Source organism: Cryobacterium sp. TMT4-10 (assembly GCF_004403275.1).
Lineage (GTDB): Bacteria > Actinomycetota > Actinomycetes > Actinomycetales > Microbacteriaceae > Cryobacterium > Cryobacterium shii.
The window spans coordinates 19,323-37,025 of the sequence record NZ_SOGU01000028.1 but is presented as its reverse complement, the minus strand read 5'-3'; the positions used below and the strand labels follow the sequence as shown (position 1 = coordinate 37,025).

Here is a 17,703-nt window from a genome sequence, read left to right as displayed (position 1 = left end):
CGGCCAGCGCGTTGGCGGCTCAGAGCGCGGGCACCGCCCGCAGCGCGGCATACGCGCGCCGCGGCCCGGCCCCGCAGGCAAGGGACTCGCCGAGCCGGTCCAGCCGCAGCCGGGCGTCGCCGTGGAGGGCGAGCAGCGCCGCCGCCGCAACCCGGATCTCCTCGGCCGTCGCCGTGTTGGGCGCCAGGGCGAGCCCGAAACCGGCCCGCTCGATCGCCGCCCCCCCGGCGAACTGATCCGTTGAGAAGGGCAGCACCAGCAGCGGCACGGCCGAGGTCATGGCCTCGGTGACGCTGTTGTTGCCGCCGTGCGTCACCGCCAGGGCGGAGTGCCGCAGCACCGTCACCTGCGGGAGGAAGCCCCGCACCAGCCACGAGTCCGGCACGGGGCCGAGCTCGGCCGGGTCGGAGGCCCCGGTCGCGAGGGCGACCCGCACGTCGAGGGCGGCCAGCGCCTCGGCCACGCGGGCCAGCACGTCGGTCCGCACCGACAGGAAGCTGCCGAAGCTGACGTACACGATCGGCCGGTCGCTCTCCACCGCCAGCCACCGTTTCACCTCGTCGTCCACGGCCTCCGCGCGCACGGCGGAGCCGAGGAACGCGTGCGGAGGCAACAGGTCCGCCCGCTTCGGGTCGTGCAACTCGGCCGGATAGTTCAGCAGCAGGATGTCGCCGGCCTCCTGGAACGCATCCGTGCTCGGGATCATCGACGGGTCGAGGGCGAGGAGGGCGTCGTTCCACTGGCGGGTGAACGAGTCGCGCACGTCCTCGCAGGTGTGGTGCAGCGCGTCGAGCTCGGCGGGCTCGGGCGAGAAGGCGTCCGGCCACTCGGGCGGGTAGCCGTAGACCTCGTCGCCGACGGGCAGGGCAGACGGATGCCCGATCACGACGTCCGCATGCCGCACCCCCGCACTGAGCAGGGCCAGCCGGGCGCTGAACGCCAGGTGGTCGACGATCACGTGGTCCGGGCGCACCTCGGCGACGATCCGCTGCACCTCCCTCGCCACCTCCACCGGGTTCCAGAGCAGGTCGCTGCTGCGGGCCTCGGCCTGGAAGCGGAGGGTGTCGACCATGCCGCGGCGGGTGGCGTCGAAGAACCCGCGCAGGGCGTCGTCCTCGCCCTTGGGCTGTTCTTCGGCGCGGATCGTGCCGGGGTTGGAGCCGCGGCCCAGCTGCAAGTTCACCCGTTCGAAGCCGAAGGCCGTCACGATGTCGGCCGTGGCGGGGCCGCTGGCCACCACCACGCGTTCGCCCGCCTCCAACCAGGCTGTGCCGAGCGTGGCGAGCGGAAACAGGTGGGACGCGTAGTCCGGGCTGATGATGAGCAGCGTCATGAGGCGCTCAGCGCCCAGTCAGTCGGCTCGTCCGCGTCGGACGCATCGGAGACGTCCCGGTAGACGCGGGACAGGGTCGCGGCCATGGCCTGGATGGTGAACGAGCCGGCCACCATCGCCCCGGCGCGATCCGCGTACTCCGGCCCGAACGGCCCGGAGGCCAGCACCAGCGCCGCGGTGATCCCGGCGGAGAGGGCCGCCCGGTTGCCGGTGTCGACGAGGTACCCCGTCACTCCCTCCTCGACGTAGGTGGCCGGTCCGCCGGAGTTCGGGGCCACGACAGTGAGCCCGGACGCCATCGCCTCGAGCAGGGCGATGCCGAACTCCTCCTTCATGCTCGCGCAGACGTACACGCCGCCGGGCGCAGCCAGGCCCGGACGGCCGTAGCGCGCGGCGGCCAGCCAGCGGGCGACCGTGTCGTTGGTGCGGTGCCCGGCCAGCAGCAGCCCGTGCCCGGCCGCGTCCGCCAGCGGCACGACGGCGGCCATCGAGTCCAGCTGCCCCTGCTCGTCGAACGAGGGCGCGTTCAGGTCGCCGCCGAGCACGAGCAGGTTGCAGCTCGCTCGGAGGCCCGCGTCGGCAGCCCAGGCCTCCACCAGCGTCGCCATGCCCTTCACCCGGTGCAGCCGGCCGACGGTGACGGCGAGGGGCAGGCCCTGTCGGCTGGTCGGCAGGGTGGCCAGCAGGGCGTCGAGCTCGGCCACCGCCGGGGCGCCGTCCGATACGGATGCCGCGCCCGCCACATCCGCGGCCGCCACAGCAGCGCCCGCAGCACCCGCAGCATCCGCCAGGGACCGCTCGATCACCGCGAGGTCGATGCCCTCCGCGATCACGGAGTGACGCTCGGGATGCTGCGAGATGTCGATGCCCACGAGGTCGCGCATGTCGCGCTGCAGGTCGGGCCGGGGGAAGAGCACGGTGTGCGCGGCATCCGCGGCCAGCCTCTGCACGAGCCGCGCCCGGAACCAGAAGTGCTCCGTCTCGTCGACCGTGCCAAAGTTGGCCCGGGTCAGCACCCCGGACGTGTCCAGGGAATGGATGACGCTGTGCGGGTCCGGCGCGACCGTGAACACGATCGGGATGTCGAGTTCCCGGGCGACGGTGGACGCCGCCAGGGTGCCGATGTCCGCCATCCGCAGGTGGATCGCGTCGACGGAACCCGCCGCACGCAGAATGCGACGGATGCCCCGCTGCGTCTCGATCCGCCGGGGCCAGGCGTCCACGGATGCCACCGGGTCACCCAGGAACGGAACGGTCGCGAACGCGTGGCCGGCGAGGGTCGAGCCGACCTCGGACAGGCAGGAGAGCCCGGCGGCGTGGTCACCCCGCGAGAGGGTGAGCACGCGTTCGACGGGCGACCCGGCCGGCCCGGCGACCAGGGCGTCGCCGAGGCGCACCAGCAGGGTCGCGATGCCGCCGTTATCACCGGACCCGACCTGGCTGAGCTCCCGGTCGATGTCGGCGTGCAGGAAGAGCTGTGCCACCGTGAGGCCCTGACTCCAGGGCGGGCGGGGATAGGTGGGCACGGTCAGGTCGACCAGGGCGAGCCTGGCGACATCCGCGAGCTCGTCGGACCCCTGGGACAGCTCGCTGACGATCCGGATGCTGGCCTCGTTCGGCCCGAGGTCGCCGAGGGCGGCGATCGCGGTCGCACGCACGGGCACCGATTCGGCGCGGTCCACGGCGACGCGGCGCAGCAGGCGCTCGGCGATGCGGCCGGCCGTGAGTCCCATCGTCTCGACCAGCCGGGCCCGGGCGGCGGGCTCGTGCACTCCGATCAGGGCGCCCTCCAGGGCGAGAGCCACATGCTCGGGAACCGACGAGCTCCACTGTTCCAGGGTGCGCTGCGCGATCATGCCGGAGAATCCGCCGGAAACGACCATGGTCAGGAGCCCGGCGAGCGCGTCGAAGCGGGGCAGGCGGGCACCGAACGCCCAGGCCGCGTGTTCCCGGATGAAGGGCGAGTCGTGCAGGAGCAGGGACACCAGGACTTCGTCGGCGGATTCGTCGAACACCTGGCCGAGCGAGTGGATGGCGGCGATGGCGGTGAGCTGGTCTCCGGCATCGAGGGCGGCCTGGGCGAGCAGGCGCACCGCGCGCACGCCGCCGTCCCGGCTCGCGGCGATGGTCAGGTTGTCCGCGCAGCGGATGCCGTCGAGGATCGACCTGCTCTGCCGCATCGTGTCCAACGTCGTATGAGTCCCCACGGTTGCCTCTCTGTTGGGCTGTCGAGTCTGTTGGGCTGTCGAGCTGTCGGCTGTCGAGCTGTCGGCTGTCGAGCTGTCGGCTGTCGAGCTGTCGGCTGTCGAGCTCCCCTGGGCTGTCTTCCCAGGCCTGGCCGGGCACCTACGTGTCTAACCGGATGCAGACCAGCATCATTCCACGAACCCATCAAACGCCATATCCCTGACCAGTTGCTGCTGATCCGGCTGGGAATCACCCGGGACCCTTGCCGGCAGCGCGAGCCGGAGGGAGCAGGATGGAGGAATGACACGACGCGCTCCGATCGACGACATCAACGAAGACAACCTGGTCGTCAAGAAGCCGAAGAAGTCCGCGGCCGGCGTCGAGGCCGTCGCCGTCGCCCTCGAACGCGGCATCGCGCAGGCCGGCGTCGGCCGCACGGCCAAGGCGCTGCTCCGGCTGAACCAGCGCGACGGCACCGACTGCCCCGGCTGCGCCTGGCCGGAGTCGCAGGGCCACCGCAAGACGGCGGAGTTCTGCGAGAACGGCGCGAAGGCCGTCGCCGAGGAGAGCACCCTGCGTACCGTGACCCCGGCGTTCTGGGCCGAGCACTCGATCGAGGAACTCGCCACCAAGACCGAGTACTGGCTGGGCAACCAGGGCCGCATCACGCATCCGATGGTCATCCGTCCCGGCGACACGCACTACTCGCAGATCTCCTGGAACGCCGCGTTCGAACTCATCGGCGAGCAGATCCGCGCCACCGTGCCCGACCGCACCGTCTTCTACACCTCGGGCCGCACCGCGAACGAGTCGGCGTTCCTGTACCAGCTGTTCGCCCGCTCGATCGGCACGAACAACCTGCCCGACTGCTCCAACATGTGCCACGAATCCTCCGGAAGCGCACTGAACCCGACCATCGGCATCGGCAAGGGAACCGTGTCCCTCGAGGACCTCCACCAGGCCCAGCTGATCCTGGTCGTCGGCCAGAACCCCGGCACCAACCATCCACGGATGCTGTCGGCCCTGAAAGAGTGCAAGGACAACGGCGGCAAGATCGTCGCCGTCAACCCGCTGCCGGAGGCCGGGCTGTTCAACTTCAAGGACCCGCAGTCGGTGTCCGGACTGATCGGCGACGGCACCGCCCTCTCCGACGAGTACCTGCAGATCAAGGTCGGCGGCGACCTGGCCCTGTTCCAGGCCCTTGGCCACCTGCTGCTCGAAGAGGAAGAGCGCGTGCCCGGATCCGTCGTGGATGCGGAGTTCGTGGCCGCGAACACGCAGGGCCTCGAGGACTACCGCGCGGCCCGCAAGAGCATCGACTGGGCCGAGACCGAAAAGGCCACCGGCCTGAACGTGCTGCAGATCACCACCGTGGCGCGCATGATGGCGGACTCCAAGGCCACGATCATCTGCTGGGCGCTGGGCCTGACCCAGCAGCCGCACTCGGTGAACACGCTCAAGGAGATCATCAACCTGCTGCTGCTGCAGGGCAACTTCGGCAAGCCCGGCGCCGGCGCCTGCCCGGTGCGCGGCCACTCCAATGTGCAGGGCGACCGCACCATGGGCGTCTGGGAGAAGCCGAAGGAGGCGATGCTCGCCGCTTTGGACACGGAATTCGGCATCAACGCCCCGCGCGAGCACGGCCTCGACTCGGTGGACACGATTGCGGCGTTCGAGAACGACGACGTCGACGTGTTCGTCGCCATGGGCGGCAACTTCGTCCTCGCCGGCTCCGACACCGTGGCCCTGGAGACCGCGATGCAGCGGGTCGGGCTCACCGTGCACGTGTCGACCAAGCCGAACCGGTCGCACACCATGCACGGCCGGACCTCGCTGATCCTGCCGACGCTCGGGCGCACCGACACCGACGACAAGCATCCGGGCGGACGCCAGGTGCTCTCGGTCGAGGACTCGATGTCGGTCGTGCGCACCACGCAGGGGCGCCTCGACCCGGTCTCCGAACACCTGCTCGCCGAGCCGGTCATCGTCGCCCGGATGGCCAGCGCCACCCTCGGAGAGGACCACGTGATCGACTGGAAGGCCATGGCCGACGACTACGACGTCATCCGTGACCGCATCTCCCGGGTGATCCCCGGCTTCCAGGACTTCAACACGCGCCTCAAGACCAAGAACGGGTTCGTGCTGCCCAACCCGCCGCGGGACACCCGCAGCTTCGCCACGGACATCGGCCGGGCCCGGTTCACGGTCAGCCCGCTCGAGTACCTGACGCCGCCGCCCGGGCACCTGATCCTGCAGACGATGCGCAGCCACGACCAGTACAACACCACCTTCTACGGCCTGGACGACCGGTACCGCGGCATCTCCGGCGGCCGCCGCGTCATCCTGATCCACGAGGACGACGTGACCGAACTGGGGTTCACGGACCGCGACATGGTCGACGTGATCAGCACCTTCCAGGGCGAGGAACGCCGCGCCAACGAGTTCCGCCTGGTGGTCTACCCCACCCCGCGGGGCTGCGCAGCGGCCTATTTCCCCGAGGCGAACGCCCTGGTGCACCGCGAGCTCGTGGCGCGCGAGTCGAACACCCCCGGCTACAAGGCCATGTCGGTGCGGTTCATCCCGCACGAAACCGTGCCCGCCTAGCCGAGCGCGCCCTTCACCGTCACAGCGCGGTGCTGCTGCTGAACCAATTCGACGGAGATTCTCGGCTAAAACCGCTGTTCTGGGGTTGCCAGGGCCGATTTGGCCAAAATCTCCGTCGAATTCGTTCGGGACGCGGGGCGGCAACACCTTACGGGTGGGGGCCCGGCCGAACACAGGGCGCCCCGACCGAGGCCAGGTTGGCCCGACCGAGGCTAGGTTGGCTGGACTGACCGCACACGGAGGTGCCCATGGAGCAACGCAGCTGGTCCGGCCACGTCTTCATCGCGACGAGCGTGGACGGTTTCATCGCCCGCAGCAACGGCGACATCAACTGGCTCACCGACACGCCCGGCGAGACGCCCGGCGACGACGAGTTCTTCGCATCCGTCGACCATCTCCTGATGGGGAGGGCGACCTACGAGAAGGTACTCAGCTTCGACCGGTGGCCCTACGGCAGCACACCGGTGCTGGTGCTCAGCAGCACGCTGATGCCGGCCACCCAGGCAGCGACCGACGGCCAGAGCATCCGCGTCGTGCGCACGCTCGCGGCGGCGGTGTCCGTGCTCAACGAGGCGGGAGCCGCCCGTGTCTACCTCGACGGCGGCAAGGTCGTGCGGGCCTGTTTGGCCGCCGACCTCGTCGACGACCTGGTCATCACCCGGATCCCGGTGCTGCTGGGCGACGGCATCCCGCTTTTCGGCGCTCTTCCCGGGGCGCTCCCGGCGGACATCCGGCTGCAGACCCTCTCGGCTGGGCAGATCAGCGGGGGCATGATCCAGGAGCGCTATTCGGTCGTGCGCTGAGCTTCGAGCCGACTCAGCCCGCGATGACCGCCCGGCTGCGCGCGGCGCTTTCGCTGTCGATCCGCTCGGCCCCGGCGTAGATCACCATCGAGTCGCCACGCAGGAACCCGACCAGGGTCATCCCGACCTCGGCCGCGAACTCCGCGGCCAGCGACGATGGCGCGGAGACGGCGGCGAGCACCGGGATTCCGGCCATCATCGCCTTCTGCGCAAGCTCGAAACTGGCCCGGCTCGACACCATCAGCACCGTGCCGGAGAGCGGCAGCAGGTTCTCCTTGAGCGCCCAGCCGATGACCTTGTCGACCGCATTGTGACGGCCGACGTCCTCGCGCAGCACCAGCATCCGCCCGGTGGCGCCGTCGAAGAGGGCCGCCGCGTGGATGCCGCCGGTCTTCTCGAACACGGCCTGCGCTTCCCGCAGCGCGTCGGGGAAGGTGATGAGCAGTTCCGCGCTGACCCGCAGGGGGTCCTCCGCCACCGGGAACGACGATTTCGTGCGCACGGCGTCGATGCTGGCCTTGCCGCACAGCCCGCAGGAGCTGGTCGTGAGGAACGAGCGTTCCAGGCTCGGGTCCGGCGGCCGCACACCCGGTGCGAGCGACACATCGAGCACGTTGTAGGTGTTCTCGCCCTCGTCGTCGGTGGCGCCGGCGCAGTACCGCGCGGTGAAGAAGTGCTCGCCCCGAGTGATCACGCCCTCCGACACCAGGAACCCGGCGGCCAGGTCGTAGTCGTTGCCGGGGGTGCGCATCGTGACGGCGAGCGAACGGCCGTTCACGCGGATCTCCAACGGTTCTTCGGCCGCCAGCACGTCTTCCCTGGTGGTGGGGTTCTGGCCCACCGTCAGCCGCACGACCTTGCGCCGCACCGTGATTCTGCTCAAATCAGTCACCCGCCAATGTAGGACATTTCGATTCTTTTCTTGCCGGATGCCCGCAGGCCCCCGGTCTGCGAGCTGCGCAGCTCCGAGTAGCGGTCGGTGCGCTCACGCCAGATCTGCGCCATCACGGTGGACAGCTGCTCGTCGGTGCAGCCGCCGCGCATCAGGGCCCGCAGGTCGTGCCCTTCGGTCGCGAACAGACAGGTGAAGAGCTTACCGTCGGTGGAGACCCGCGCCCGCGAGCAGGAGTGGCAGAACGACTGGGTGACGCTGGAGATGACCCCGATCTCGCCACCGCCGTCGCGGTACCGCCAGCGCCGGCTGGTCTCGCCGCTGTAGTTGGGCGAGACCTCCTCCAGGGGCAGCTCGGCGTTGATGCGTGCCACGACCTCGGAGGAGGGCACCACCGCGCCCATCTCCCAGCCGTTGCTGGAGCCGACATCCATGAACTCGATGAAACGCAGGATGTAGGGCGTGTCCTTGAAATGGCGGGCCATGGCCACGATGTCCTGGTCGTTCTGGCCGCGTTTCAGCACCATGTTGATCTTGATCGGCCCGAGGCCCACCGAGTGGGCCACGTCGAGGCCGTGCAGCACCTTGGCGACCGGGAACTTCACGTCGTTCATGGCCTTGAAGGTGGCGTCGTCGAGCGAGTCCAGGGACACCGTCACCCGCCGCAGCCCGGCATCCTTCAGCGCCTGGGCCTTCAGCGCCAGCACGGAACCGTTGGTGGTCAGGGCGATGTCGACTTCGCGGCCGTCCGGGGTGCGCAGCGCGGCCAGCATCGCGACGAGTTCTTCGAGCCCCTTGCGCAGCAGCGGTTCGCCGCCGGTCAGGCGGATCTTCTCGACCCCGTGAGCGACGCTGATCCGGGCCAGCCGGGTGATCTCCTCGAAGGAGAGCAGCTCATCGCGGTCCATGAACGCGAAGTCCTTGCCGAAGACCTCTTTGGGCATGCAGTAGACGCAGCGGAAGTTGCACCGGTCGGTGACCGAGATGCGCAGGTCGTGCAGCGGGCGGGCGTACCGGTCGGTGACCAGACCGGTCGGCTGTTCCACGGCGACCGGGATGTCGGTGAGGGCACTGAAGTAGCGGGGAACGAGTGCGGTGATGTCGACTCCGGTCATGTCTCCACACTAACTGCCGCCCCGAGCGGCAAAAGGTCGCCGGGACGGTGAGAAATCCCCGGGACGCGAAACCCGGCCGGGGCGAACCGCCGGCCGGGTTTCCCGTTTGGTGGGGCGCGGTTACTTGATGTACTGGTTCGGGTTCAGCACGTACTTGACAGACTTGCCGGCGTCGAACTCGGCGTACCCGCGCGGGGCATCGTCCAGGCTGATCGCCTGGGCGTTCACGGCCTTGGCGATCTGCACCTTGTCATGCAGGATCGCCATCATCAGCCCCCGGTTGTACTTCATCACCGGGCACTGACCGGTGGTGAAGGAGAGGGACTTGGCCCAGCCCAGGCCCAGCCGGATGGACAGCGAGCCGACCTTCGCCGCCTCGTCCACCCCGCCCGGGTCACCGGTGACGTAGAGCCCCGGGATGCCCAGGCCGCCACCGGCGGCGGTGACCGTCATCAGCGAGTTGAGCACCGTGGCCGGGCGCTCCGTGCCCGCGTCCTTGCCGTGGCCACGGGCCTCGAACCCGACGGCATCCACACCGCAGTCGACCGTGGGTTCACCCAAAATCTGCTCGATCTGGTCCTGTGGTTCGCCCTTCCGCAGGTCGATGGTCTCACAGCCGAAGCTGCGGGCCTGGGCCAGCCGCTCTTCGTTGAGATCGGCGACGATCACGACGGCGGCCCCGAGCAGCTGAGCGGATGCCGCCGCAGCCAGGCCCACCGGTCCGGCGCCGGCGACGTAGACGGTCGACCCGACCCCGACTCCGGCGCTGTACGCGCCGTGGAATCCGGTCGGGAAGATGTCGGAGAGCATGGTGAGGTCCATGATCTTCTCCAGCGCCTGGTCCCGGTCCGGGAACTTCAGCAGGTTCCAGTCCGCATACGGCACCAGCACGTACTCGGCCTGGCCGCCGACCCAGCCGCCCATGTCGACGTAGCCGTAGGCGCTGCCCGGGCGGTCCGGGTTGACGTTGAGGCAGATCCCGGTCTTGCGCTCCTTACAGTTGCGACAACGGCCGCAGGAGATGTTGAACGGCACCGAGACGATGTCGCCGACCTTGATGAACTCGACGTCGGGCCCGCACTCGACCACCTCGCCGGTGATCTCGTGGCCGAGCACCAGGTCCATCGGTGCGGTCGTGCGCCCGCGGACCATGTGCTGGTCCGAGCCGCAGATGTTCGTCGTGACGGTCTTGAGGATGACCCCGTGCGGCACCTTCCGACCGACGTTGGCCGGGTTCACGCCCGGCCCGTCCTTCAGCTCGAAGGTGGGGTAGTCGATGTCGATGACCTCGACGACGCCTGGGCTCTTGTAGGCAACTGCTCTGTTTCCAGTCATGAAGTACCTTCCTAGTTCCTGATTGCTTTCCTCGTGGCGCGGCCACTGCGGTCGCGCGAGAGTGCATGGGTGTCTCTAGTTGGATCCCTTTTCGTGGTGCGATCCCTAGGTGACTACAGATGGCCTGAGAATTCAAGGTGTTTGCCGGAGTTCGCCCGGATGGGTATTCACCGCACGCCCCCAGCGCCTACCGTGGTAGTCATGGCCATACCTCCCCTCGTCGAGCCGGTCGCCCGGCTCAGCGCCGCCGAATCCGTCCGCACCGCACGCCAGCGTCGCCTGCCCCAGCTGAACGAGCTCGGCCAGCGCCGGCTCGCCAACGCCCGGGTGCTGGTGCTCGGCGCCGGCGGTCTCGGTTCCCCCGCGCTGGTCTACCTGGCCGCGGCCGGGGTCGGCACCATCGGCATCGTCGACAGCGACGACGTCGAACCCAGCAACCTGCAGCGCCAGATCGTGCACGGCCAGGCGGATGTCGGCCGGCCCAAGGTGGTCAGCGCGGCCGAGTCGATCGCGGCCATCGCGCCGGAGACCGTGGTCGTGCAGCACGGCGAGCGGCTCGACGCCGGCAACGCCGCCACCATCCTCGGCGGCTACGACGTCATCATCGACGGCACCGACAACTTCCCGACCCGGTTCCTGGTCAACGACACCTGCGCGGCCCTGGGCCTGCCGCTGGTGTGGGCATCCGTGCTGCGCTTCGACGCGCAGCTGTCGGTGTTCTGGGCCACCCCGCCGGCAGGGAGCGGCCTCACCGGGGTTCACCTGCGCGACCTCTTCCCGACCCCGCCCGCCGAGGGCGAGGTGCCCAACTGCGCGGAGGCCGGCGTTCTCGGCGCGCTCTGCGGCCAGGTCGGTTCGCTGATGGCCACCGAGGCCATCAAGCTCATCGCCGGGATCGGCACCCCGCTGATCGGGCGCATCCTCGTCATCGACGCCCTGTCGGGGCGGTTCACCGAGGTTCCCCTGCTCGGCACCGGCATCGCCGCGGCCGACCCGAACCCGCCCGCGACAGCCGCCGCCGCGCCCAACGCCTGGCCGACGATCACCCCGGTCGAGCTCGTCGCCCGTCTGGGCGCCCGGGCGAAGAGCACCGACGCGTTCCTGGTCGTCGACGTGCGCGAACCGGACGAACACACCGAGAGCGCCATCCCGGATGCCGTACTGCTCCCCCTCGCCGAACTGCTCACCGCCGAGGGAATGGCCACCCTTCCCCGCGACGTGCCGCTGGTGCTGCACTGCCACACCGGCACGCGTGCGGCCCGCGCCGCGACCGCGCTCCAAGCGGCCGGCTTCACCGACCTCACCCTGCTCGACGGCGGAATCGTCGCCTGGGACGCCGCCGTCGCCGCCCGCACCGCCCCCGGCCTCGGCAGCAAGTGGTCCAGGGAGTGGTCGGCCACCTGGTCGCCGGAATGGTCCACCGAGGCCAGGAGCTGACCGTGGCCGAGGGAACGCACCGGCACGATCACGGCGGCAGGCACACCCACGAGCACGTCGCCGACGGCTGCTCCGTCCCCGCCTCGGCCCGCACCGTGGCCGAGCAGCTGGCCGCCGTGCTCGCCGCGGTCGCCCCGCTGCCGCCGGCGCTGGTGTCCCTGGACGAGGCCCTCGGGCTCGTGCTCGCCGAGGACATCCGGAGCGCCACGGACACCCCGCCGTTCGACAACTCGGCCATGGACGGCTATGCCGTGCGACGCGCGGACCTGCTCGGGGCCACGGAACAGACCCCGGTCTCCCTGCCGGTGGTCGCCGACCTCGCCGCCGGCACGGCGCAGAATCCGCGCCTGGAAACCGGCCAGGTCGCGCGCATCATGACCGGGGCGCCGATCCCTGACGGGGCGGATGCCGTGGTGCCGATCGAGGACACCGACCAGGGCACACAGACGGTCCAGGTTATGCGCCCGCCCGGCCCGGCCGCGCACATCCGTCGCGCCGGCGAGGACGCGCACGCGGGCGACACCGTGCTGACCCGCGGGTCCGAGCTCTGGCCCACCCGGATCGCCGCCGCCGCGAGTGCCGGCACGTCCGGCCTGCGGGCCCACCCCGCCCCGCGCGTGGCCGTGATCTCCACCGGCAGCGAACTCGTCACGCCGGGCGAACCGACCCGGCGCGGCCAGATCCCCGATTCCAATTCGTACCTGCTCGCCGCTGCCGTCGCCGAGGCCGGCGGGGTGCCGATCCGGCTGGGCGCGGTGCCCGACGACGAGAACACCCTCCGCAGCCTGCTCACCAGCCTCGCCGGCACCGTCGACGCGATCGTGCTGTCGGGCGGCGTGAGCGTGGGCGCGTACGACGTGGTGAAGGCCGTGCTGGCCCCGCTCGGCACGGTGCGGTTCGGCCCGGTGAAGATGCAGCCCGGCAAGCCGCAGGGCTTCGGCCGGTGGCCCGCCGACGCGGACGGAACCGACGGCCCGGTCATCTTCGCCCTGCCCGGCAACCCGGTGAGCGCCTTCGTCTCGTTCGAGGCGTTCGTGCGACCGGCCCTGCGCCGGATGGGCGGGCACAGCGAGCTGTTCCGGCCCACCGTGGACGCCGTCGCCGCCGAAAGCTGGGCTTCCCCGGCCGGCCGCGCCCAGTACATGCCCGTCATGCTCCGCCGGGACGGCACGCGCACACTCGCCCGCCGCGCCGCGGCCGGCGGGTCCGGCTCGCACCTCGTGGCCGGTCTCGGCCAGGCCCAGGGACTTGCCATCGTGCCGGAGGACGTCACCCGGATTGACGAGGGTGGGCCCGTCACTGTCATGCTGGTGACATGACCGCACGCGACACGCCCGCACACCCCTTCACCCACCTCGATTCCGCCGGCCAGGCCCGAATGGTCGACGTCACCGACAAGGTGCCCACCGTGCGCAGCGCGACCGCGGCCGGTTTCGTGGCCTGCGGCCCGAAGGTCGTCGCCGCCCTCCGCGACGGCAGCACCCCGAAAGGCGACGTGCTGGCCGTGGCCCGCATCGCCGGCATCCAGGGCGCCAAGAAATGCGCCGACCTGCTCCCCCTCGCGCACGTGATCGGGGTGCACGGCGCCGCCGTCGACCTCGTGGTCGAGGATGCGGGCGTGCGGATCATCGCCACGGTGCGCACGGCCGACCGCACCGGCGTCGAGATGGAAGCGCTGACCGCGGTGTCGGTGGCGGCGCTGGCCGTCGTCGACATGGTCAAGGGACTCGACAAGTCGGTCATGATCGAGAACATGCGGCTGATCACCAAGACCGGCGGCAAGTCCGGCGACTGGCACCGCCCGGCGGGGTCGTCGGGCGACTAGCCATGAGCGTCGACCTGATCGTGCTCGCCGGCGGCCGCGGCAGCCGGCTCGACGGCGCGCTCAAGCCCGCAGTGGGGGTGGCCGGCCGGTCCCTGCTGTCCCGGGTGCTGGACGCCCGCGGGCTGGCGCGACGGGTCGTCGTGGTGGGGCCGGACTCGGCCCGCCCCGCCGCGGGCGAGGCCGTGCCCGCGGCGGCCTGGACCCTGGAGGACCCACCGTTCGGCGGGCCCGTCGCCGGGATCGTCGCCGGGCTGGCTGCGCTGGACCGGCCCGCGGCATCCGTTGTCGCGGCCGAGTGGGTGCTGGTGCTGGCCTGTGACCTGCCCTGGGCCGCGGATGCCGCGCGCCTGCTGGTGCCGGCGGCGACCGACCCGGGGCTGCCGGCATCCGTTCACGGCCTGCACCTCACCGACGAGGGCGGCCGGGCGCAGTGGCTCGCCGCGATCTACCGTCTGGCTCCCCTGCGGGCGGCCGCGGGCCGGCTCGGCGCCGACGCGCACGGTTCGAGCATGCGTGACCTGCTGGCCCCGCTCACCCTGCGCGGCATCCGGGACGCCGCCGGCGCGGGCAGCGACGTGGACACGTGGCAGGATGTGGAGAGGAGCTCCGCACTCCTGCTCACCGAGGCCGACCCCGTCGCGGAGCAATCCGATGAGGAGTGAAACCGAATGAGCACCTCCGCCCCGCTTCCCCCCGAGGCCCTCGACGACTGGTTGGCGGCCCTCGCCGCGCGGCTGGGCCTCGACCCGGCCGACGTCCCGGTGGGCACCCTGCTCGACGTGGCCCGCGACGTGGCCCACAATGTGGCCCGGCCCGCCGCGCCGCTGAGCACGTTCCTGGTCGGGCTGGCCGCCGCCCGCGCCGGGGGTACCGCCGCCGACATTGAACGCGCCTCCGCCCTGGCCACCGAGCTCGCCCTGGCATGGCCGGCCGACTACCCGGACACGACCCGCTGATGGCCACGGTGCGCTTCTTCGCGGCCGCCGCCGAGGCCGCCGCCACCGACGGCACCGCCCTCGACGCGGCCACGATCGGCGACCTGCGCGCCCGGCTCGTGGCCCGCTACGGGGCCGAGTTCGAACGCATCCTGAACCGGTGCTCGCTGCTGGTGAACGGCACCCGGGCCACGGATGACGCGGTGCCGCTCGCCGGCAGCGACGCCGTCGACGTGCTGCCGCCCTTCGCCGGCGGCTGACCCGGCCCGCCACCGTTCGGCTACCGCCGGGACGAGGTTCGAGCCGGACCGGATCGGAATCATTTTTCACGGTGTTCGCGCGTTGTCGCATCCCGGCCGGCCGGTCAAGGTGGTAGCTATGCGGGCCTTTGGCGCCCGGCAGCGCACCCGGACGAAGGAAGAACATGTCTGTCGCACCGCCCACGCAGTACGCCGCGAACCTCCAACCGGACCTGTCGAACTGGGACCCGGAACACGACGAGACCTGGGATCCGAAGCTCGCCTGGCGCACCCTCTGGATCACCACCTTCAGCCTGACGCTCAGTTTCGCCACCTGGTACCTCGTCAGCGCGATCGCCCCGCGCCTGAACGACATCGGCTACTCGCTGACTCCCGGCCAGCTGTACTGGCTGGTGGCCCTGCCCGGACTCGCCGGCGGCCTGCTGCGCCTGGTCTTCATGTTCCTGCCGCCGATGATGGGCACCCGGGCCCTCGTGGCCATGTCCTCGGCCCTGCTCGTACTGCCCATGATCGGCTGGACCCTCGCCGCCCGCGACACCTCCACCCCGTACTGGGTGCTGCTCGCGCTGTCCTTCTCGGCTGGAATCGGCGGCGGCACGTTCTCCGGCTTCATGGCATCCACCAGCTATTTCTTTCCCAAACGCCTCGCCGGCACCGCGCTCGGCCTGCAGGCCGGCCTCGGCAACTTCGGCATCGGCCTGATGCAGCTGCTGCTGCCCTGGGTCGTGGGCTTCGGCCTCCTCGGCACGGCGGCCCTCACCCCGCAGAGCAGCGCCGCGGGCGACCTGGTCTGGCTGCACAACGGCGGCCTGGTGCTCATCCCCTGGGCGCTGCTCGCCGTCGTGCTCTCGGTCGTGTACCTACGGCGGGTGCCGGTCACGGCCAACTTCCGCCAGCAGATGGACATCTTCGGGGTCAAGCACACCTGGATCATGACGGCCATCTACCTGATGAGCTTCGGCGCCTACAGCGGCCTGGCCGCCCAGATGGGCCTGATCATCCTCAACGTCTACGGCGACTTCCCGGATGCCCCGAACCCGCTCGCGTTCGCGTTCATCGGTCCCGTCGTGGGCGCCCTGGTGCGCGCGGCCAGCGGGCCGTTCTGCGACCGGTGGGGCGGCGCGATCTTCACCTTCGTCGGCGGCCTCGGCATGGTGGCGGGAACCGCGTTCACGTCCTTCTTCCTCACCCCGACCAGCGTGGACGAGTTCTGGGGCTTCCTCGCCGGCATGATCGTGATCTTCTTCTTCGCGGGACTGGCCAACGCCGGCACGTTCAAGCAGATGCCGATGATCTTCCCTAAGCGACAGGCCGGCGGCGCCATCGCCTGGACCTCCGCGATCGCGGCCTTCGGCCCGTTCATCGTCGGCATCTCGCTCACGGCCATCAGCCCGACCGCGTTCTTCATCGGCTGCACCGTGTTCTGCGTCTTCTGCACCTGGCTCGTTTGGTTCTACTACGCCCGCAAGGGCGCTCCCTTCCCCAGCTGACCGCGCCGCGCCGCGCCCTAACGAATTCGACGGAGATTCTGCCCGAATCGGCCCCAGATACCCCGAAGACGCGCTTTTACAGCAAAATCTCCGTCGAATTGGTTCCGCGCCGGGGGCGGCGGCCGGGGGCGGCCGGCTGCCGCGGTTCCCTCGGCGGCACCATCGACGTATTCTGGGCAAAAAACGGAGGACGTCATGCGAGCACTCGTGGTCTACGAATCCCAATGGGGCAACACCGAGCAGGTCGCGCGTGCGATCGCCGCCGAACTCGGCACCGCCATGGAGGTGGAGGTCGTCGACACCGACAGCGCTCCAGCGTCGGCCGACGGCTACGACCTCCTACTGGTCGGCGGCCCGACGCACGCCTTCTCGATGAGCCGGCCGAACACCCGGCAGGATGCCGTGAACCAGCATGAGGCGCCCCGGTTGCCGACTCGAGGCATCCGGGAATGGCTGGACGGCCTCGCCCCGGTGACGGGTGTCAAGGCCGCGACCTTCGACACCCGCGCGAACGCGCCGCGCCTGCCAGGCTCAGCGGCCCGGGCGGCGAAGCAGGAGTTGAAGAGCCTCGGCTTCGAGATCGTGGTCAAGCAGATGAGCTTCCACGTGCACGGCTACGCCGGCCCGCTCGTGGACGGCGAGCTCGAGCGGGCCGTCGAGTGGGCGCACGAAGTCTCCAGCGGCCTCACCTCCGCGGACACCCAGTAAGTCTCAGAGCACATGGGTGTCTGAGTACCTGGAAAGAAGCCTCCAGCGGCGAACGGATGACCCGGTCGCCGCTGGAGGCTGGGGAACGTCTGACGGCCACGGAACGGCCAGTGCCGGCTCAGTCCTTGTTGCCGGCGGGCGCCGGTGTGCCCATGTCATCGGACCAGACGGCGGTCGCGCCGCTGTGGCCGATGCGGATGGCCTGCACGGTGGTGCCGGTGGAGGCGAGCAGGGCGGCCGCGGCCAGGACGATGGCGACCCACCTCGGGGCGCGGCGCGTGGAGCCCCGGCCGAAGATCTCCCGGTAGTTCCACCAGAGCAGCACGCCGGCGACCACGGCCAGACCGATCACCCACGGCAGCAGGCCCTCGGCCAGGTCGGCGTGCGTCTCGATCAGGGCGCTCTCGGAGACCCGCTCCTCGAGTGCTTCGCCGGACTGGGTCGACAACGGCACGAGAACGACGGCGGCCAGGGCCAGCAGCAGCGGAAGGAATCTGGCCCACTTGCGGAAGCGGGGCCACAGGGCGGCAACGACGATGACAAGGGCTGCAGTGGGAACGACGACCTCGGTGGCGTGCACGATGAGGGGGTGAACGGGCAGACCGGCGATGGTGTCGAGCAGCGCTTCGAACATGGTTCTCCTTGTGGGCGTCACCGGGCAGGCACGTGTGTGAGCCCGTACTCTCGCAATGCTAAGCACGGGGAGCCGTACCTCGCCACGACGTGCAGCCTTCCCTCAGTAGCCCGCGCGGCGGGTCGCTGCACAACGGGTCGAAACG

16 protein-coding genes are annotated in these 17,703 nt (G+C 70.6%); 10 read left to right on the top strand and 6 right to left on the bottom strand.

Features of this window, described 5'->3' with window-relative positions:
• Nucleotides 1-19: 19 nt before the first annotated feature.
• Both E3T42_RS04075 and E3T42_RS04070 read right to left on the bottom strand, forming a co-directional pair.
• Nucleotides 20-1,333 (bottom strand): glycosyltransferase, encoded by a 1,314-nt coding sequence (locus E3T42_RS04075; protein WP_134402498.1) that lies wholly within the window; start codon nt 1,331-1,333, stop codon nt 20-22.
• Nucleotides 1,330-3,513 carry a glycosyltransferase gene (locus E3T42_RS04070; RefSeq protein WP_241975819.1) on the bottom strand — a complete coding sequence of 728 codons (2,184 nt, stop codon included), beginning with the start codon at nt 3,511-3,513 and terminating at the stop codon, nt 1,330-1,332. The genes E3T42_RS04075 and E3T42_RS04070 overlap by 4 nt, the downstream gene beginning before the upstream one ends.
• A 307-nt stretch (nt 3,514-3,820) precedes the next feature.
• Here E3T42_RS04070 and E3T42_RS04065 point away from each other — a divergent pair, with 307 nt between their 5' ends.
• Together E3T42_RS04065 and E3T42_RS04060 are read left to right on the top strand one after the other, a co-directional pair.
• The gene (locus E3T42_RS04065; RefSeq protein ID WP_134402497.1) at nt 3,821-6,124 is read left to right on the top strand and encodes an FdhF/YdeP family oxidoreductase; all 2,304 of its coding nucleotides are present in this window, start codon (nt 3,821-3,823) and stop codon (nt 6,122-6,124) included.
• A gap of 248 nt (nt 6,125-6,372) precedes the next feature.
• Entirely contained in the window at nt 6,373-6,927 is a 555-nt protein-coding gene (locus tag E3T42_RS04060) for a dihydrofolate reductase family protein (protein WP_134367107.1), read from the top strand.
• 13 nt (nt 6,928-6,940) lie between these two features.
• Here the strand turns inward: E3T42_RS04060 and fdhD are convergent, their stop codons facing one another.
• The 3 genes from fdhD to fdhA all read right to left on the bottom strand — a co-directional run bounded on the left by fdhD (nt 6,941) and on the right by fdhA (nt 10,269).
• Nucleotides 6,941-7,810: a formate dehydrogenase accessory sulfurtransferase FdhD gene (fdhD, locus tag E3T42_RS04055; protein WP_134367109.1), complete on the bottom strand. Its 870-nt coding sequence runs from the start codon at nt 7,808-7,810 to the stop codon at nt 6,941-6,943.
• A 5-nt stretch (nt 7,811-7,815) separates the two neighbouring features.
• The gene (gene moaA / locus E3T42_RS04050; protein ID WP_134402496.1) at nt 7,816-8,934 is read right to left on the bottom strand and encodes a GTP 3',8-cyclase MoaA; all 1,119 of its coding nucleotides are present in this window, start codon (nt 8,932-8,934) and stop codon (nt 7,816-7,818) included.
• 120 nt (nt 8,935-9,054) lie between these two features.
• Complete coding sequence (gene fdhA / locus E3T42_RS04045; protein ID WP_134367113.1) at nt 9,055-10,269, bottom strand: formaldehyde dehydrogenase, glutathione-independent; 1,215 nt, start codon at nt 10,267-10,269, stop codon at nt 9,055-9,057.
• 201 nt (nt 10,270-10,470) lie between these two features.
• On the opposite strand from fdhA, the gene E3T42_RS04040 reads away from it, so the two are divergent.
• The 8 genes from E3T42_RS04040 (at nt 10,471) to E3T42_RS04005 (ending at nt 16,924) form a co-directional block, all read left to right on the top strand.
• The gene (locus E3T42_RS04040) at nt 10,471-11,706 is read left to right on the top strand and encodes a ThiF family adenylyltransferase (RefSeq protein ID WP_134402495.1); all 1,236 of its coding nucleotides are present in this window, start codon (nt 10,471-10,473) and stop codon (nt 11,704-11,706) included.
• The gene (gene glp / locus E3T42_RS04035; RefSeq protein WP_241975818.1) at nt 11,646-13,025 is read left to right on the top strand and encodes a gephyrin-like molybdotransferase Glp; all 1,380 of its coding nucleotides are present in this window, start codon (nt 11,646-11,648) and stop codon (nt 13,023-13,025) included. The genes E3T42_RS04040 and glp overlap by 61 nt, the downstream gene beginning before the upstream one ends.
• Entirely contained in the window at nt 13,022-13,531 is a 510-nt protein-coding gene (gene moaC, locus E3T42_RS04030) for a cyclic pyranopterin monophosphate synthase MoaC (RefSeq protein WP_134402494.1), read from the top strand. The genes glp and moaC overlap by 4 nt, the downstream gene beginning before the upstream one ends.
• A 2-nt stretch (nt 13,532-13,533) precedes the next feature.
• Nucleotides 13,534-14,193, top strand: a complete 660-nt coding sequence (locus E3T42_RS04025) for a molybdenum cofactor guanylyltransferase (protein ID WP_134402493.1) — start codon at nt 13,534-13,536, stop codon at nt 14,191-14,193.
• 6 nt (nt 14,194-14,199) lie between these two features.
• Nucleotides 14,200-14,487 (top strand): DUF6457 domain-containing protein, encoded by a 288-nt coding sequence (locus E3T42_RS04020; RefSeq protein ID WP_134366237.1) that lies wholly within the window; start codon nt 14,200-14,202, stop codon nt 14,485-14,487.
• Nucleotides 14,487-14,726, top strand: a complete 240-nt coding sequence (locus E3T42_RS04015; protein WP_134366238.1) for a MoaD/ThiS family protein — start codon at nt 14,487-14,489, stop codon at nt 14,724-14,726. Before E3T42_RS04020 ends, E3T42_RS04015 begins: the two co-directional genes overlap by 1 nt.
• A 164-nt stretch (nt 14,727-14,890) precedes the next feature.
• Nucleotides 14,891-16,216, top strand: a complete 1,326-nt coding sequence (locus E3T42_RS04010; protein ID WP_134366239.1) for an MFS transporter — start codon at nt 14,891-14,893, stop codon at nt 16,214-16,216.
• Nucleotides 16,217-16,411: 195 nt separating this feature from the next.
• Nucleotides 16,412-16,924, top strand: a complete 513-nt coding sequence (locus E3T42_RS04005) for a flavodoxin domain-containing protein (protein ID WP_134402492.1) — start codon at nt 16,412-16,414, stop codon at nt 16,922-16,924.
• A gap of 118 nt (nt 16,925-17,042) precedes the next feature.
• Here E3T42_RS04005 and E3T42_RS04000 read toward each other — a convergent pair whose 3' ends face one another.
• A complete protein-coding gene (locus E3T42_RS04000; protein WP_198416872.1) occupies nt 17,043-17,558 on the bottom strand; it encodes a DUF2231 domain-containing protein in 516 nt (171 codons plus the stop codon).
• Nucleotides 17,559-17,703: the final 145 nt, after the last annotated feature.

What these genes read in the sequence shown, in the direction of transcription:
- E3T42_RS04075 (WP_134402498.1), bottom strand. Translation starts at nt 1,333, where the DNA reads ATGACGCTGCTCATCATCAGCCCGGACTACGCGTCCCACCTGTTTCCG.
- moaC (WP_134402494.1), top strand. Translation starts at nt 13,022, where the DNA reads ATGACCGCACGCGACACGCCCGCACACCCCTTCACCCACCTCGATTCC.
- E3T42_RS04065 (WP_134402497.1), top strand. Translation starts at nt 3,821, where the DNA reads ATGACACGACGCGCTCCGATCGACGACATCAACGAAGACAACCTGGTC.
- E3T42_RS04010 (WP_134366239.1), top strand. Translation starts at nt 14,891, where the DNA reads ATGTCTGTCGCACCGCCCACGCAGTACGCCGCGAACCTCCAACCGGAC.
- E3T42_RS04040 (WP_134402495.1), top strand. Translation starts at nt 10,471, where the DNA reads ATGGCCATACCTCCCCTCGTCGAGCCGGTCGCCCGGCTCAGCGCCGCC.
- E3T42_RS04070 (WP_241975819.1), bottom strand. Translation starts at nt 3,513, where the DNA reads ATGCGGCAGAGCAGGTCGATCCTCGACGGCATCCGCTGCGCGGACAAC.
- E3T42_RS04020 (WP_134366237.1), top strand. Translation starts at nt 14,200, where the DNA reads ATGAGCACCTCCGCCCCGCTTCCCCCCGAGGCCCTCGACGACTGGTTG.
- E3T42_RS04000 (WP_198416872.1), bottom strand. Translation starts at nt 17,558, where the DNA reads ATGTTCGAAGCGCTGCTCGACACCATCGCCGGTCTGCCCGTTCACCCC.
- E3T42_RS04015 (WP_134366238.1), top strand. Translation starts at nt 14,487, where the DNA reads ATGGCCACGGTGCGCTTCTTCGCGGCCGCCGCCGAGGCCGCCGCCACC.
- E3T42_RS04060 (WP_134367107.1), top strand. Translation starts at nt 6,373, where the DNA reads ATGGAGCAACGCAGCTGGTCCGGCCACGTCTTCATCGCGACGAGCGTG.
- E3T42_RS04025 (WP_134402493.1), top strand. Translation starts at nt 13,534, where the DNA reads ATGAGCGTCGACCTGATCGTGCTCGCCGGCGGCCGCGGCAGCCGGCTC.
- E3T42_RS04005 (WP_134402492.1), top strand. Translation starts at nt 16,412, where the DNA reads ATGCGAGCACTCGTGGTCTACGAATCCCAATGGGGCAACACCGAGCAG.
- moaA (WP_134402496.1), bottom strand. Translation starts at nt 8,934, where the DNA reads ATGACCGGAGTCGACATCACCGCACTCGTTCCCCGCTACTTCAGTGCC.
- fdhA (WP_134367113.1), bottom strand. Translation starts at nt 10,269, where the DNA reads ATGACTGGAAACAGAGCAGTTGCCTACAAGAGCCCAGGCGTCGTCGAG.